Origin of the sequence: Micromonospora sp. NPDC127501, assembly GCF_040302185.1 — a bacterium.
Lineage (GTDB): Bacteria > Actinomycetota > Actinomycetes > Mycobacteriales > Micromonosporaceae > Micromonospora.
Map to the genome: position 1 here is coordinate 111,939 of NZ_JBEORJ010000010.1, position 14,062 is coordinate 126,000.

12 protein-coding genes are annotated in these 14,062 nt (G+C 71.5%); 9 read left to right on the forward strand and 3 right to left on the reverse strand.

What is annotated here, in order from left to right; all coding sequences use genetic code 11:
* The first annotated feature begins 50 nt into the window (after positions 1-50).
* The 5 genes from ABTW72_RS22535 (at position 51) to ABTW72_RS22555 (ending at position 7,098) form a co-directional block, all read left to right on the forward strand.
* Positions 51-1,220 carry an ATP-grasp domain-containing protein gene (locus tag ABTW72_RS22535; RefSeq protein WP_350861833.1) on the forward strand — a complete coding sequence of 390 codons (1,170 nt, stop codon included), beginning with the start codon at positions 51-53 and terminating at the stop codon, positions 1,218-1,220.
* Positions 1,217-2,845, forward strand: a complete 1,629-nt coding sequence (locus ABTW72_RS22540) for an IucA/IucC family protein (RefSeq protein ID WP_350861574.1) — start codon at positions 1,217-1,219, stop codon at positions 2,843-2,845. Before ABTW72_RS22535 ends, ABTW72_RS22540 begins: the two co-directional genes overlap by 4 nt.
* Positions 2,842-4,440 (forward strand): IucA/IucC family protein, encoded by a 1,599-nt coding sequence (locus ABTW72_RS22545; RefSeq protein ID WP_350861576.1) that lies wholly within the window; start codon positions 2,842-2,844, stop codon positions 4,438-4,440. The genes ABTW72_RS22540 and ABTW72_RS22545 overlap by 4 nt, the downstream gene beginning before the upstream one ends.
* Positions 4,437-5,582, forward strand: coding sequence for an alanine racemase (locus ABTW72_RS22550; RefSeq protein WP_350861578.1), 1,146 nt, complete (start codon positions 4,437-4,439; stop codon positions 5,580-5,582). The genes ABTW72_RS22545 and ABTW72_RS22550 overlap by 4 nt, the downstream gene beginning before the upstream one ends.
* A gap of 211 nt (positions 5,583-5,793) precedes the next feature.
* Entirely contained in the window at positions 5,794-7,098 is a 1,305-nt protein-coding gene (locus ABTW72_RS22555) for a CE1 family esterase (protein ID WP_350861580.1), read from the forward strand.
* Between the two features lie 51 nt (positions 7,099-7,149).
* On the opposite strand, the gene ABTW72_RS22560 is transcribed toward ABTW72_RS22555, so the two are convergent.
* Positions 7,150-7,998, reverse strand: coding sequence for a helix-turn-helix transcriptional regulator (locus ABTW72_RS22560; protein WP_350861582.1), 849 nt, complete (start codon positions 7,996-7,998; stop codon positions 7,150-7,152).
* 129 nt (positions 7,999-8,127) lie between these two features.
* Between ABTW72_RS22560 and ABTW72_RS22565 the strand changes: the two genes are divergently transcribed.
* A complete protein-coding gene (locus tag ABTW72_RS22565; protein ID WP_350861584.1) occupies positions 8,128-9,114 on the forward strand; it encodes an aldo/keto reductase in 987 nt (328 codons plus the stop codon).
* Between the two features lie 266 nt (positions 9,115-9,380).
* Here ABTW72_RS22565 and ABTW72_RS22570 read toward each other — a convergent pair whose 3' ends face one another.
* Positions 9,381-9,815 (reverse strand): SRPBCC family protein, encoded by a 435-nt coding sequence (locus ABTW72_RS22570; protein WP_350861586.1) that lies wholly within the window; start codon positions 9,813-9,815, stop codon positions 9,381-9,383.
* Between the two features lie 20 nt (positions 9,816-9,835).
* Positions 9,836-11,299 carry a multicopper oxidase family protein gene (locus tag ABTW72_RS22575; protein WP_350861588.1) on the reverse strand — a complete coding sequence of 488 codons (1,464 nt, stop codon included), beginning with the start codon at positions 11,297-11,299 and terminating at the stop codon, positions 9,836-9,838.
* Between the two features lie 224 nt (positions 11,300-11,523).
* Here ABTW72_RS22575 and ABTW72_RS22580 point away from each other — a divergent pair, with 224 nt between their 5' ends.
* From ABTW72_RS22580 to ABTW72_RS22590, 3 genes are all read left to right on the forward strand, one after another.
* Entirely contained in the window at positions 11,524-12,708 is a 1,185-nt protein-coding gene (locus tag ABTW72_RS22580) for a sensor histidine kinase (RefSeq protein WP_350861590.1), read from the forward strand.
* Positions 12,705-13,382: a response regulator gene (locus ABTW72_RS22585; RefSeq protein WP_350861592.1), complete on the forward strand. Its 678-nt coding sequence runs from the start codon at positions 12,705-12,707 to the stop codon at positions 13,380-13,382. Before ABTW72_RS22580 ends, ABTW72_RS22585 begins: the two co-directional genes overlap by 4 nt.
* A 65-nt stretch (positions 13,383-13,447) precedes the next feature.
* Positions 13,448-14,014 carry a PadR family transcriptional regulator gene (locus ABTW72_RS22590; protein ID WP_112581719.1) on the forward strand — a complete coding sequence of 189 codons (567 nt, stop codon included), beginning with the start codon at positions 13,448-13,450 and terminating at the stop codon, positions 14,012-14,014.
* The last annotated feature ends 48 nt before the right edge of the window (positions 14,015-14,062 follow it).

Here is a 14,062-nt window from a genome sequence, read left to right on the forward strand (position 1 = left end):
TAAGGGTAGGCTACCCTAATAGTCACATCGTGGTAGTCGACGGAGGCGGTATGCGGCTCTACCTGACCGCGCTCAACCCCACCGACGCCGTCCTGGACGGGTTCCTCCCGGCGGCGGCGTCGCTCGGGCTGTCGGCGACCGTGCTGACCGACCGGCCGGCCGAATGGCCGGCGGACGTGCCGGTGGCGCGCTGCGCCGTCCGCGACCCGGCCGCTGTGGTCGCGGCGGCGGCACCCACCCGAGCGGTGGCGCTACTGTCCAACAGCGACCATCTCCAGGAGGCCACCGCGATCGCCGCCCGAAAGCTCGGCCTGCCCGGCAAGGACCCGGACGCCGCCCGACTCTGCAAGGACAAGGCCGCGGCCCGCCGGGCGATCGCGGCTGCGGGCCTCGATCTGGTACGCACCGTCACCGTCGACCCCGGCGCCACGCCAAACGTGCCGACCGGGATGTTCCCGGCGGTGGTCAAACCCCGCGAGGGGGTGGCCAGTGAGGACGCGTACCTGGTGGCCGACCACGCCGAGCTGGTCGCCCGGGTCGCCGAGATCCGTGGTCGGCGGCCGGACGTGGCACTGGTGGTCGAGGAGTACCTCGCCGGCGAACTGCGGACCTTCGAGACCCTCGGCGACGGCACCGGGTTGGCCTCCCTCGGCGGGTGGCGCACCGGCCTCGGTCCGCCACCGACCTTCACCGAGGAGAGCCTCGCCTGGTCGCCCCCGGCCGAGCGGGCGCGCGCCCAACTGCGCGCGCGGCTCGACGTCCTCGGGGTCGGCTTCGGCGCCTGCCACACCGAGTACGTCGTCTCCGACGGCCGGGTCCGGCTGATCGAGGTGAACTACCGCCTCATCGGCGACCGGATGGACCTGATCCTCGCCGAACTGCTCGGTGTGCCGTTGTTCGAGTACGTCATCCGGCTGCACCTCGGCGAGCCGCTGGCCGCCCTCGGCCTGCCCGACACCGTCGACCGTTACGCCCGGGTCGAGTACGTCTGCGCGGACCGGTCCGGCCGTCTCGTCGCCGCACCGGGCCCCCTCGACACCGTCCACGGCGACGTCCGGCTGGGCTGCCGTCCGCTGCGCGAGGTGGGCCGCACCGCCGAGCACACCGGTACGAACCGCGACTACCTCGCCGTGTTGCACGGGATCGGCCCCGACGAGGGCAGCGTCCGCCAGTCGCTGGCCGCCCTCCGCGGCGACCTCCAGTGGACCATCGTCGAGTGAGCGACGACTGCGAGCGGGAGGTCTTCGCCCGGGTGCTCGACGCTCTGCTGCGCGAGGACCACCTCGGTCTGCTCAGCGCCGGCCGAGCGGACGGACCCGACTGGTGGCAGGTGCCACACCCCGCTGGCCTGCTGCGCATACCGGTTCGGGCGGACGGGTTCCAGCAGGCCCTGCGCAGCGCCGCGCCGATGGTGCTGCTGGTGACCCGCGCCGGCGACGTGCGGCGTACGGAGACGCTGGACGGACTGTTGACGCTGCTCGCCCCGCACGACAACGCCGAGGCCGAGGCCGGCTGGCGGGACTTCGGCGTCGAGTGCCACGCCGACCTGCGGGCCCGGCGGCTCGCCGCCCGCAACCGGGCACGGGTGCTCACCGAGGTGGCAGCCGGACGCGCGCTCGCCCCGACCGGCCTGCCGGCGGCGCTCCTGGACGACGTGCTCGCCGCCCACCACGGCCACCCCGTCTACCCCACCGACCGGTGCCGGCACGGTCTGCGCGACGACGAACTGCTCCGGTACGCCCCGGAGCACGCCCCACGTTTCGCGCTGCGCTGGTACGCCGCCCCGGCCGACGACGTCCGGCTCGCGGGCGAGCTGCCAGCGTGGTGGCCGCGCGCACCGCGACCGGATCAGCTGCTGCTGCCAGCGCATCCGATCACCGTGGCCCGCGACGCGCTCCCGGTGGTCGACCTGCCGGTGACCCCGGTGCGACCCACCCTGTCCATGCGGACGGTGGCGCTCGACCACGACCCGTACCTGCATCTCAAACTGCCGCTGCCGACCGCGAGTCTCGGCGCGCGCAACCGCCGCACCCTGCAACCGGGCTCGCTCGCCGACGGCGCGGCCGTCGCCGCACTGCTCGACCGGATCGCCGCCGCCGAACCCGGCTTCGCCGGCCGGATCCGGCACACCGACGAGAGCACCTGGGCGCACGTCGACGGCGACGAGCGGCGCGGTTTCCTGCTGCGCCGATTTCCGCACGACCTGGCCGGCGTCCAGGTGGTGCCGGTCGCGGCCCTCGCCGCCGCCGACCCGGTGGCGGGCACGGTCCTCGAACGGATCAGCCCGCACCGGCCCGTCGGGCTGCTGGAGTCCTACCTGGACCTGCTGCTCGACTGGCACGTCTTCCTCTGGCTACGCCAGGGGATCGCCCTGGAGGCGCACCCGCAGAACATCCACCTGCTGGTGCACCCGGACGGCGCTGTCGGCCTGCTCTACAAGGACAACGACGGCGCCCGGCTCGACAGGCGACACGACGGCACGAACGGGCTCGCCCTGCACGACGACCGGATGTGGGCGCGCGACCCGCACGAGTTGGCCGACGTGTTCATCACCATCACCCTGCACCTGGCCGCCGCCGCGCCCCTCATCGCCCTGGCCGCCCGGGGACTGCCCGTGCCGACACCCGCCGAGGCGCTGGTGCCCCGGCTCGACGCCGCCCGCGGCCGGTGGGGCGACGGACCGGCGGCGCGGACCTTCACCGAGCGGGTCCTGCACGCCACCCGGTTGCCCATCAAGGCGATGCTCACCGCCGGCACCCTGCTGCCCAAACAGCGGCTGGGCTGCGCCGACATCAACAAGTACTACCTGCGTACCGGCCCGAACTACCTCCGGGAGACACGATGACGAGCGCGCAGTTGCGCTCCCGGCCGGCCATCGACACCGGTCAGCGCGCCGACCTGGCCGCCGCCCACGCCGTCTTCGGCTGCCTGCTGCGCGAGCTGGCGCCGTCGGACGGCACCCCGACCGTGGTCGACGGCGCCGTCCGGCTGCTGCTGCGGCACCTCGACGTGACAGTGCGCTGCGAGGTCTTGCGAGCCTCGCCGCTCGGCGCGCACCGCTACACCGGCCCGGTCCAACGCGGGACCGACGGCGGACGGTGGGAAGACCTGGACGCGGACGGGTTGGCCGCCCTGGTCGCGGCGGAGCTCACCACCCGTACCGGCCTGGTCAACGACGAGTTCGCCGAGCAGGTCCGGGCCAGCCGGGAGACCGTGGCCCGGCTGCTGGCCGACCGACCGGCCGAGGATCCGACCCCCACCGGTGAGCCCGCCATCGACGCGTACGTCGACTCCGAGCAGTCGCTCGTGTTCGGCCACCCGCACCACCCCACCCCGAAGTGGCGCAGCGGTGACCCGGACAGCTGGCGGGCGTACGCGCCCGAGCTGCGCACCGCGTTCCGGCTGCACTGGCTGGCCGTACCGGACGACCTGATCGCCGACGCCGGGCCGTTCGATCCGCTGGTGGCCGCGCTCGACCCGCCACGGCCCCCGCGCGGGCACCGCGTCCTGCCGGTGCACCCCTGGCAGCTGTCGCTGATCCCGCCCACCCACCCACGGCTGCGCGACCTGGGGGCGGCCGGTGTGCCGGTACGACCCACGGCGAGCGTCCGTACCCTCTACGCCCCCGAGGCCGACCTGTTCGTGAAGACCAGCCTGCACGTGCGGATCACCAACTGCCTGCGCAAGAACGCCCGTTACGAACTCACCGGCGCGGTGGCGCTGACCGACCTGCTGGCCCGGGTGCCGCTGCCGGACGGGGTCGGGCTGCTGGCCGAGCCCGCCTACCGCACGGTTGACGTCCCCGGCCCGGACGAGGCGTACGGAACGATCCTGCGCGACGGTCTGCGCCCGCACCTGCGTCCCGGCGACACCCCGGTGCTGGCGGCGGCGCTGGCCGCAACGCCTCTGGTGACACCGGATCCGGTGGCCTGGTGGCGCGCGTACGTCGGCCTGCTGGTGCCGGCGGTGCTGCGTAGCTGGCTCAGCCACGGCGTCGTGCACGAGGCGCACCTGCAGAACGTGGTCGTCGTGCTCGACCGGGATCGCCGTCCGGTGCGCATGCTGCTGCGCGACCTGGAGGGAGTGAAGCTGGACGCCGATCGGTGGGGCACCTGGCCGGACGGCGTCCCGGCGCAGGTCCGCTACGGTCCCCGGGCCGCCCACCGCCGGATCGTCTACTGCCTGTTCGTCAACCACCTCGGTGGGATCAGCGGGGCTCTCGCCGACGCGCGGCCGGGAATCGAACGGCGGCTGTGGCAGGAGTTGCGCGCCGTCGTCGAGGCGGTGGCCGCCGACCTCGGTGAGCCGGCGGAGCTTCGCGCGCTGCTGACCGGGGAGCCGCTGCTGGCCAAGGCGAACCTGCTGGTCCGGTGGCGGCGCGACGCCGACCGGGCCGCACCGTTCGTGCCGGTGCCGAACCCGATGGGTGGGCCACGATGACCCGACCGATCTACGTCCACGACCTCGACGCGCTGGCCGGGCAGGCCCGAGCCATCCGGGCGGCGCTGCCCCGGCAGGTCGAGCTGCTCTACGCGGTCAAGGCCAACCCGGACGCTGGTGTGCTGCGAACCCTCGCCCCGATCGTCGACGGGTTCGAGGCCGCCAGCCGGGGCGAGCTGCGCAGGCTGGCCGAGGTGCTGCCGGGACGGGCCCCGGCCGCGTACGCCGGGCCGGGCAAGACCGACGCGGACCTCGCCGCCGCTCTCGCCGCCGGGGTGCACCGCATCCACGTCGAGTCACCCAGCGAACTGGCGCGACTCGGTGCGCTGGCCACCGCGGCGGGCCGGTCGGCCCAGGTGCTGCTGCGGGTGAACCTGCCGGTCGACGCGCCGGGCGCGAGCCTGATCATGGGCGGTGGACCCAGCCCGTTCGGCATGGACCCGGCCGACGCGGTCGCGTGCGCCCGCCGTCCGCCGGCCGGCATCGACGTACGGGGAATCCACGCCCACCTGGCCAGCGGACTGGACGCGCCGCTCGCCGCGACGGTCGCCGCCGCCGTGGTCGGCTGGGCGGTGGCCGAGGTCGACGCCGCCGAGGTCGACGTCGGCGGCGGTATGACCGTCGACTACACCGACCCGGACGCGCGGTTCGACTGGGAGGTCTACGGCCAGGCCCTGGCGGACGTCCTCGACAGGCACTCGGGCGTGCGGCTGCGCATCGAGCCGGGCCGGTCGGTCACGGCCTACTGCGGGGCGTACCTCACCGAGGTCGTCGATGTGAAGCGCTCCTACGGCGAGTGGTTCGTGGTGGTGGCCGGCGGGACGCACCACCTGCGGACTCCGGCGGCGAAGGGGCACGCGCAGCCGTTCACCGTGCACCCGCGACAGGGTGCCGTCGGCCCTCGCACCGACGGCGGCCCGGTCACCGTGGTCGGGCAGCTCTGCACCCCGAAGGACGTGCTGTCCCGGTCGGCCACCGCGGGGCCGATCGGCGTGGGCGACGTGCTGGCCTTCGCCATGGCCGGGGCGTACGCCTGGAACATCAGCCACCGCGACTTCCTGCTGCACGAGCCCCCGCATTTTCGCACCGGTGACCTGCGCGGAGTGGCCGCCGAGTGGGCGGCACGACCGCTCGGGACGTGAGCCAGAGAGGCTCGGTCGGCTCGGCATGTTATCGATAACATGATATCTTTCACCCGGGAGTGAAGGGCACGCTCCCGGTCACCCGAGCCAGTCGGCGAAGACGCGCCGAGGGGCCCGCCCCTCCCGTCGCCTTCCCGGTCGGTGACCAGTCCGGGCCCCCGTTGATGCCAGGCGACCATGGTCGGTCGCCGAACGGCAAGGAGCCCAAGCAATGCTCAGACGTAGGTTCTTCCTCCCATCCATCACGGCCGCGGCACTTCTCCTCGCGGCCACCACCGGCGGCGTGGTGAGCGGCGGCTTCGGTGCGACGGCGGTGGCCGCCACCAACGGCACCCTCGCGGCGACCGCTGGCTGCGGCAAGGCCCCCACACTCGCCAGCGGGACGCGGACGATTCAGAGCAGCGGACAGAGTCGTACGTACAACCTGCGGATCCCGGACGGGTACGACCGGAACCACCCCTACCGGCTGATTTTCGGCTTCCACTGGTTGAACGGCTCGGCCAACAACGTCACCTCGGCCGGTTACTACGGGCTCCAGCCGCTGTCGAACAACAGCACGATCTTCGTTGCTCCGCAGGGTCTCAACGCCGGCTGGGCCAACACCAACGGTCGGGACCTGACCCTCTTCGACGACATCTCCCGGCAGATCGAGAACGACCTGTGCGTGGACACCACCCAGCGCTTCGCCCTGGGCTGGAGCTACGGCGGGGCGATGAGCTACGCGGTGGCCTGTGCCCGGCCCACGGTCATCCGCGCGGTCACCGTCATATCCGGTGCCAACCTCAGCGGATGCAACGGGGGCACGCAGCCGGTCGCCTACTTCGGCATCCACGGCATCTACGACAGCGTGCTGAACATCTCCCAGGGTCGGCAGTTGCGCGACACGTTCGTGCGAAACAACGGCTGCACCGCGCAGAGCCCGCGTGAGCCGAGCCGGGGCAGCCTCACCCACATCACCACCGCCTACTCGGGTTGCCGGGCCGGCTACCCGGTGCAGTGGGCGGCGTTCGACGGGGACCACACCCCCAGTCCGGTGGACGGGTCGGGCAGCCCCAACGACTCGCGGACCTGGACCTCGGCCGAGATCTGGAGGTTCTTCAGCCAGTTCGAGTCGACCACGCCTCCGACGACCCCGCCGCCGACCGACCCGCCGCCCACCGACCCGCCGCCCACCGACCCGCCGCCGACCACCCCGCCGCCGACCGGGGAGCCCGGCACCTGCGCTGCCACCTACCGGACGATCAACACCTGGCCCGGCGGCTTCCAGGCTGAGGTGACGGTGGCCAACAACTCCACCGCGCCCCTGAACGGCTGGACGGTGGGTCTGACCCTGGCCAGTGGTCAGGCCATCAGCAGTCTCTGGAGCGGCACCAACACGGGCACCACCGGCAGCGTCACCGTCAGGAACGCCGCCTACAACGGCACAGTTGGCCCGAGCGCCTCAACCACCTTCGGGTTCACCGCCACGGGCAACGGTGCCACCGCACCCAGCAACGTCACCTGCACCAGCCCCTGACCGGGGCAGGATGAGGGCCCGGAGCCAACTGGCTCCGGGCCCGCGGCACCGTCAGTGAGGCGCGCCGGCCGGGAACTCCTCGACCCCCAGCACGCGCAGCAGCTCAAGCTTCTCCCGGGCCTCGGCGTCGGCCGGGGTCAGCACCAGCAGCTGCTGGCCGAGGTCGGGGGTGACCAGGGTTTCGCAGTCCATCGTGACGCGGCCCACGCGCGGATGCATGAACGTCTTGCGGTCGGCCCGGCGCACCGCCACCTCGTGCTCGGCCCACAGCCGCCGGAAGTCGTCGCTCGCGGCCCGCAACCGCTCGATCAGGCCGGTCACGGCCGGGTCGCCGGCCCGCCGACCGGCCACCGCGCGCAGGTCGGCGACCTGCTGGCGGGCGTGCCGCTGCCATTCCTCGGGGCCGTGGAGGTCGCGGATGACCGGGTCGGTGAAGTAGCGGTAGGCGACGTAGCGGCGGTCGCCGGTCAGCCCGGTGTGGTCGCCGGTGAGCAGGATCGACATGCGGTTCTGCGCCAGGACCTCGCCGAGGTCGGACAGGACCATGGCGGGGGCGTCGCCTACCAGGTCGAGCAGGCGGACCAGGCCGGCCCGGGCCAGGCGGGCGATGCCGTCGGCGGGCGGCGGCTGGTGGCCGGCCAGGTGGAACAGGTGGCTTCGCTCGTCGTCGGTCAGGCGCAGGGCCCGGGCCAGCGCACCGAGCAGCTGGGTCGACGGCTGGCTGCTGCGGCCCTGCTCGAGGCGGACGACGTAGTCGACGGACATGCCGGCGAGCATGGCGACCTCCTCGCGGCGCAGGCCGGCGGTGCGGCGGCGGGGGCCGTCGGCGATGCCGACCTCGGCGGGGCGGATGACCTCGCGCCGGCGCCGCAGGAAGTCGGCGAGCTGCTCACGCTGCATGCCTCCATGTTGCCCCGGGGACTGGGCGCCGAGCCAGGGAGCGGCGCTCCCACGATAAGCGCTCCGCTGCCGGCGGGCCGGAAAGCGGCGCAGGGTGGAGCCGAGATCGACCGATGAGGGAGAGTTTCGATGCAGACACGCACTCTGGGCAACACGGGTCCCAAGGTTTCCGCGGTGGGGCTGGGGGCGATGAGCATGTCAGGCACGTACGGCCCGGCCGATCGCGAGGAGAGCATCGCCACCGTACGGGCCGCGCTGGACGCGGGGGTCACGCTGGTCGACACCGGTGACTTCTATGGCATGGGTCACAACGAGCTGCTGCTGTCGGAGGCGTTGCGGGGACGCGACCGGGACAGCTATCTGCTGAGTGTGAAGTTCGGGCAGCAGGTGGGGCCGGGCATGCGGTTCGCCGGTCAGGACTCCCGCCCGGCTTCGGTGCGGAACTTCCTGAGCTACTCGCTGACCCGGCTCGGCGTCGACCACGTGGACATCTACCGGCCGGCCCGGCTCGACCGGTCGGTGCCGATCGAGGACACGATCGGCGCGATCAAGGAAATGATCGACGCCGGTTACGTGCGGTATGTGGGGCTCTCCGAGGTTGACGCGGAGACCGTCCGGCGGGCGCACGCCGTACATCCGGTTGCTGATCTTCAAATTGAGTACTCGCTGCTGTCGCGGGCGGTCGAGGCCGACGTGCTGCCCACGCTGCGGGAGCTGGGCATCGGGCTGACCGCGTACGGGGTGCTGAGCCGTGGCCTGCTCTCGGGAAACTGGGTGCCCGGTCGGGCGGACGATCCGCGCAACCACAGTCCCCGTTTCTCCGCCGAGAACGCGTCGCACAACCTTGCCCTGGTGGAGGCGTTGCGCCGGGTCGCCGACGCGAAGGGGTGCACGGTGGCGCAGTTGGCGATCGCGTGGGTGGCGGCGCAGGACCCGTCCATCGTTCCGCTGGTCGGTGCGCGTACCCGGCGGCGGCTGGCCGAGGCGTTGCCGGCGCTGGACGTGAAGCTGTCGGCCGATGATCTCGAAGAGATCGAGGCGGCCGTGCCGAAGGGTGCCGCGCGCGGTGACCGTTACCCGGCGGCGTTCATGTCGAGCCTCGGCGTCGGCAACTAGTGCCTCATCACGCAGCCTGAACGGGTGGTCCGGGGCCAGCGGCGGCGCAGGTTCTTGAGGAAGCTGAGGAACTCGCGCGTCGTCTCCGGTCGCGGATGCGGTAGTGCAGCTTGCCGGTGGGCAGGTAGAGGGCGGCGATCATGTGTCGTATGCCCTGGTCTCGGGCGTAGATGGCGGTAGTCGTACCGGGTGGGCAGCGGTGGTGCTCGCACGAGGCCTTGACCAGCGGTGTGCTGGTCAAGGCCTCGATGCTCGTCTGCGCGCGACTAGCCTTCGCGCTCGAGCAGGTCGCGAAGGGCGTCGAGTGCGGCGATCTCCTCCTCGAACGTCTTGCCGACGACCGGGCCGAGGAAGCGTGACAGCCCGCTCGGCTGCCACGCCAGCTTCAGGGTGAGTTGGGTCCCGCCGCCGTGGGTCGGCCGGAGCGTGTATTCGCCCTGGGTGCGTACCACGCTGCCGGTCGCCTGGAACGCCAGTCGTCGACCCGGCTCGAACCCGGTCACCTCGTAATCGGCCGGGATGCGGCTCCCACCGGGGCCCTTGAGTCCCTGTTTGTAGCGAGCGCCGACCCCCTCGCCGGAGACGCGCGCGACGTCGAGCACGTTGGGACGCCAGCGCGCGTCGTTCTCGCCACGGGCGAGAAAGGCGAAGACGACCTCAGGAGTGCGTCCAATTTGCACAGTCTTCTCTGCCGAGGGCACAAGAAACCCTTTCTCAGGGGTCAGGGAACGATCTTCATCTGTGCCATCATCCCACTCGCGGAGTGGTCGATCATGTGGCAATGGTAGACATATCGGCCAAGGTACGGGCCGAATGTCGCCTGGAGTCGGACCGTCTCGCCCGGCCCCACCGAGATGGTGTCCTTCACCCCGGCCTCGCCCGGCGCCGGCGGCTGACCGTTGCGGTCCAGCACCCGGAACTGGACCAGGTGGGGGTGGAAGTTGTGCGGGATGCCGAAGAGCGTGTCGCCGTTCGTCACCGTCCACACCTCGGTCGTGTTGCGTTTGATCTCGGTGTCGACCCGTTCGGCATCGAACTGCTGCCCGTTGATGAGGAACTGGCCGGTCGACGGGTTGAAGTTGAGCGTGAACGCCCGCTCCTTCGTGGCCGCCGGTAGCGCGGGGATGGTGCTCAGCCGGTCGGGCACCCGGCTGGTGTCGGCAGCGGCCCGGTTGACGTCGAAGCGCAGCACCGGCCCGGCCACCGCGTCGTCGAGGAAGACCTGGCTGCCGACCGGGAACGCGCCGAAGTCGACGACGATCTCGACCCGCTCGCCGGGCGTCAGGCTCCACGAGCGGATCGGCGTCGGCCCGGCGAGCAGCCCGCCGTCACTCGCGATCTGGGCGACCTCGGCGTCGTTGCCGAGCCGCAGGGTGAACGTGCGGAGGTTGGACGCGTTGACGAAGCGCAGCCGGTACTTGCGGGCGGCCACCGGGAAGTAGGGCTGCGGCTTGCCGTTGACGAGGATCGTGTTGCGGAACTGGAAGTCGTCGTGTTCGAAGATCAGGCTCGCGTCGTCGGCGAACCGCGCGTCGCGCAACATGATCGGGATGTCGTAGTTGCCGGTGGGCAACCGAAGTTCGGCCTGGGCTGGGTCGTCGATCAGGAAGAAGCCGGCGAGCCCGCGGAACACGTGCTCGGCCTCCATGTGATGGGCGTGGTCGTGGTACCAGAGCGTGGCTGCCCGCTGCTTGTTGGGATAGCTGTAGATCCGGCTCTTCCCCGGTTCCAGCACGTCGGTCGGGAACCCGTCGCTGCTCGACGGTGTGTGGCCTCCGTGCACGTGCACCGCAGTCGGCATGTCGAGGTGGTTGCTGTGGGCGATGACCGCGAGCCGGCCGGTCTTGACCCGGAACGTCGGGCCGGGAAACAGCCCGTCATACGTCAACACTTCGGTACGCGTCCCGGGCAGGATCTCCACTTGAGCCTTACGGGTGGAAACGACGTAGAAGTCGGTGTTGGCTACCGAGGCGATGGGCTGCTGCACGGGCGGTATCGGCATCCGGACAGCGAACGGGGCGGTGACGGCCGCCACGTGTGCCGTCTTCCCATGGCCGGTGTGGGTGCCGTGGGCCGGTGTCGCGGACGGGGTGGAACCGCGGGCCGCCGCCGCCGCGGTGGTCGTGACCAGCGCGGCTGCTCCCGCGGTGGCACCGGCCTTCATGACGTTGCGTCTGCTCACCATTGGTCGCTCCACTCCTGGTGGTCGAGGTCTCGGGTGAACTGTCAGGGAGGTCCCTCGACGCGCCGTCGAAAACTGATCGCGGCCAAATGTGGATTTCACCTTAAGTTTTGATGTGACTACCAAAAGCTAAGCTTCGATGCTTCCAACGGCGCGCGGTGAGACCGTAGACTCGTGCGAGTAGTCGGCCGTGACAACTCGTAAAAGGCCGATCCGATCTGAGTGCTTTGTCGCCCACGACGGGGGGAGTCGGCGACACGGCGGGCAGCGGCGCTGGGGAGAGCCGTTCGTGCCCGCACCTGGGGAGCAATAGGGCACACACCGGGGGATCCGCAATGGTTGTTGGAAACGATGCGCTGCGGAGGACCGCTGCCGAGGTCCTCGAACGCAGGCATCAACCGATTCTTGCCGCCTACCGTCAGCGTCTCGGCGCTGCGAGTGACGACTTCGAAGGGGCCGCTGACCTGATCGACAGCTACACCGCGCAGGCCGATGCCCTGCTCCGGCAAACGATGGCCGAGATTCGTCGTGAGGCGACCGACCCTCTGTCGACACCGCCGTCGGCGGTGTCCATAGAGGACGTCGAGCTTCACCCGCGCGAGTGCTTTCGCGCGGTCGTCGCGCTGGCCGACATCGTGCTGGCCGACGCGCTCGAGCAGTTGGTCGGCGAGCCCGACCAGGGCGCGATCCTGGCGCTGGTCGCCGACGCGCTGACCCGTACGACACTGACCCGGTTGGCCGACGCGAGTTCGCGCTATGCCGCCGGCCTGATGAACGAGGTCCACCAGGCGCAGATCGCCGAGCGTTCGCTGATCGCGCGCGAGCTGCACGACCGGCTGGGCCACAGCCTCAGCGCGGCGTACCGCAACCTGGAGGCCCACGAGCTCGCCCAGGAACGACGCCACGACGACGTGGACCGCCGGATCGTCATCGCCCGGGAGTCGCTCCACGACGCGGTCGGCTATCTGCGTGTGCTCATCGCCGACCTTCGACTCTCCCAGCCGCTCGGGTCACTCGACGAGGCGCTGGCCAACTTCCTGTCCACGGTCGAGACGGGCGAGACACGTCTGCACACCGAGATCAACGGCGACGAGTCGTGGGTGCCGCCCGAGGTGCTCGACGAGGTGTTCCTGGTCGTCCGCGAAGCGCTGCGTAACGCGGTGGCCCACGCCGGCGCTCGGGTGATCCATGCGGTCATCGACATCACCCCGCACGAGCTTCGGGCGACCGTCGCCGACGACGGGGTGGGCTTCGACCCCGCTACGGTGCGCGACGGCTCCGGCCTGCGCGCGATGGCTGAGCGCGCGGCCGTCGTCGGTGGTCGACTCGCGGTGTGCGCGGCGGGCCACCAGGGCGCTTCGGTCGAGCTCGTCGTGCCGCTGCTCGCCGTCGGGGCGGGGGTCGGCCGGTGACCGTCACGATGATCGAGCCGACCCGCATCGTGCTGGTCGACGACCACGTCGTGGTGCGCGACGGCCTCCGGGAGATCCTCGACGCCCAGCGCGACCTCGTGGTCGTCGGTGAGGCCGGCGACAGCGGCGCCGCCATCAACGAGATTCGAGTCCGCCAGCCCGACATCGTGCTGCTCGACGTGCAGATCCCCGGCGACGGGGTGACCACCACGGTCCGCCGGATCCGTGACGTCGCGCCGGCGAGCCGGGTCATCATCCTCAGCATGTTCGACGGCCCGACGCTGTTGCGCGAGTTGCTGACCCTTGGCATCTGCGGTTACCTGCTGAAGAACTCGACGCGTCAGGAGTTGGTGGCGGCGATCCGCAGCGCCCGTGCCGATGACGCGCCGGTGATGCTGGCGGTGTCGCGGGAGAGCCTGACCCAGGTGCAGGGGCCGGTGCACAGCACGCTGTCGGACCGTGAGCGCGAGGTGCTGCAGTTGGTCGGTCAGGCGATGAGCAACGCCCAGATCGCCGGTCGGCTCTGCCTGTCGGAGGCGACGGTCAAGCGCCACCTGCGCAACATCTTCGCCAAGCTCGGTGCGGTGTCCCGGATCGACGCGGTCAACAGGGCCATCGCGGCCTCCCTGATCGTCCTGCCGAGGCTCTGCGTCGACCCGACGTTTCACGGATAGCAGGCCGCTCAAGGATTGCGCTGGGTAACTTGCCCGCAAACGGGCACTCGTGTTGGACTAATGCCGTGAATAGCACTCGCCTGTTCGTACTCGGAGCGCTCGCGCGCGGGGGCCCCATGCACGGGCACCAGATCCGCCGGGCGGCCCAGGTCGACCGTACCGAGCTGTGGAGCGACGTCAAGCCGGGGTCGCTCTACGGCGCGCTGCACCGAATGCAGGTCGAGGGCGTCATCGAGGCGGTCCGGACCGAGCAGGAGGGCAACCGGCCCGCCCGCACGATCTACGCGCTCACCTCGGCCGGCGCGGCGGAGCTGATCGACCACCGCGACGAGGCGCTGCGCGACACCAAGCTCCGTCACGACCCGGTCGACCTGGCCCTGCAAAACGTGATCGACCTCGGCGAGGACGCGCTGCGCGCGATCATCGTGGCGCGCCGGAAGGCCCTCGCCGAGCAGCTCGACTCGTGGCTCGCGCTCCGGGAGCTGGCGGCGCCGCACATCCGGGGTCTGGAGTGGACGACCTTCCGTCATACCGAGCTCCGCCTCCGTACCGAGCTCGCCTGGCACGACGAGCTGCTCGACCAGTTGCCCAAGCTGATGGCCAACCAACCGACCTCGATGACGACCTCGTGACGGTGCCAGCCCCGGCCCCGGTGGCATCTCCGGGGCCGGGGCTGGCGG

Excerpts from the sequence above, each read along its gene's own strand:
- ABTW72_RS22560 (WP_350861582.1), bottom strand. The coding sequence starts at position 7,998 with ATGCAGCGTGAGCAGCTCGCCGACTTCCTGCGGCGCCGGCGCGAGGTC.
- ABTW72_RS22575 (WP_350861588.1), bottom strand. The coding sequence starts at position 11,299 with ATGGTGAGCAGACGCAACGTCATGAAGGCCGGTGCCACCGCGGGAGCA.
- ABTW72_RS22550 (WP_350861578.1), top strand. The coding sequence starts at position 4,437 with ATGACCCGACCGATCTACGTCCACGACCTCGACGCGCTGGCCGGGCAG.
- ABTW72_RS22545 (WP_350861576.1), top strand. The coding sequence starts at position 2,842 with ATGACGAGCGCGCAGTTGCGCTCCCGGCCGGCCATCGACACCGGTCAG.
- ABTW72_RS22535 (WP_350861833.1), top strand. The coding sequence starts at position 51 with ATGCGGCTCTACCTGACCGCGCTCAACCCCACCGACGCCGTCCTGGAC.
- ABTW72_RS22555 (WP_350861580.1), top strand. The coding sequence starts at position 5,794 with ATGCTCAGACGTAGGTTCTTCCTCCCATCCATCACGGCCGCGGCACTT.
- ABTW72_RS22565 (WP_350861584.1), top strand. The coding sequence starts at position 8,128 with ATGCAGACACGCACTCTGGGCAACACGGGTCCCAAGGTTTCCGCGGTG.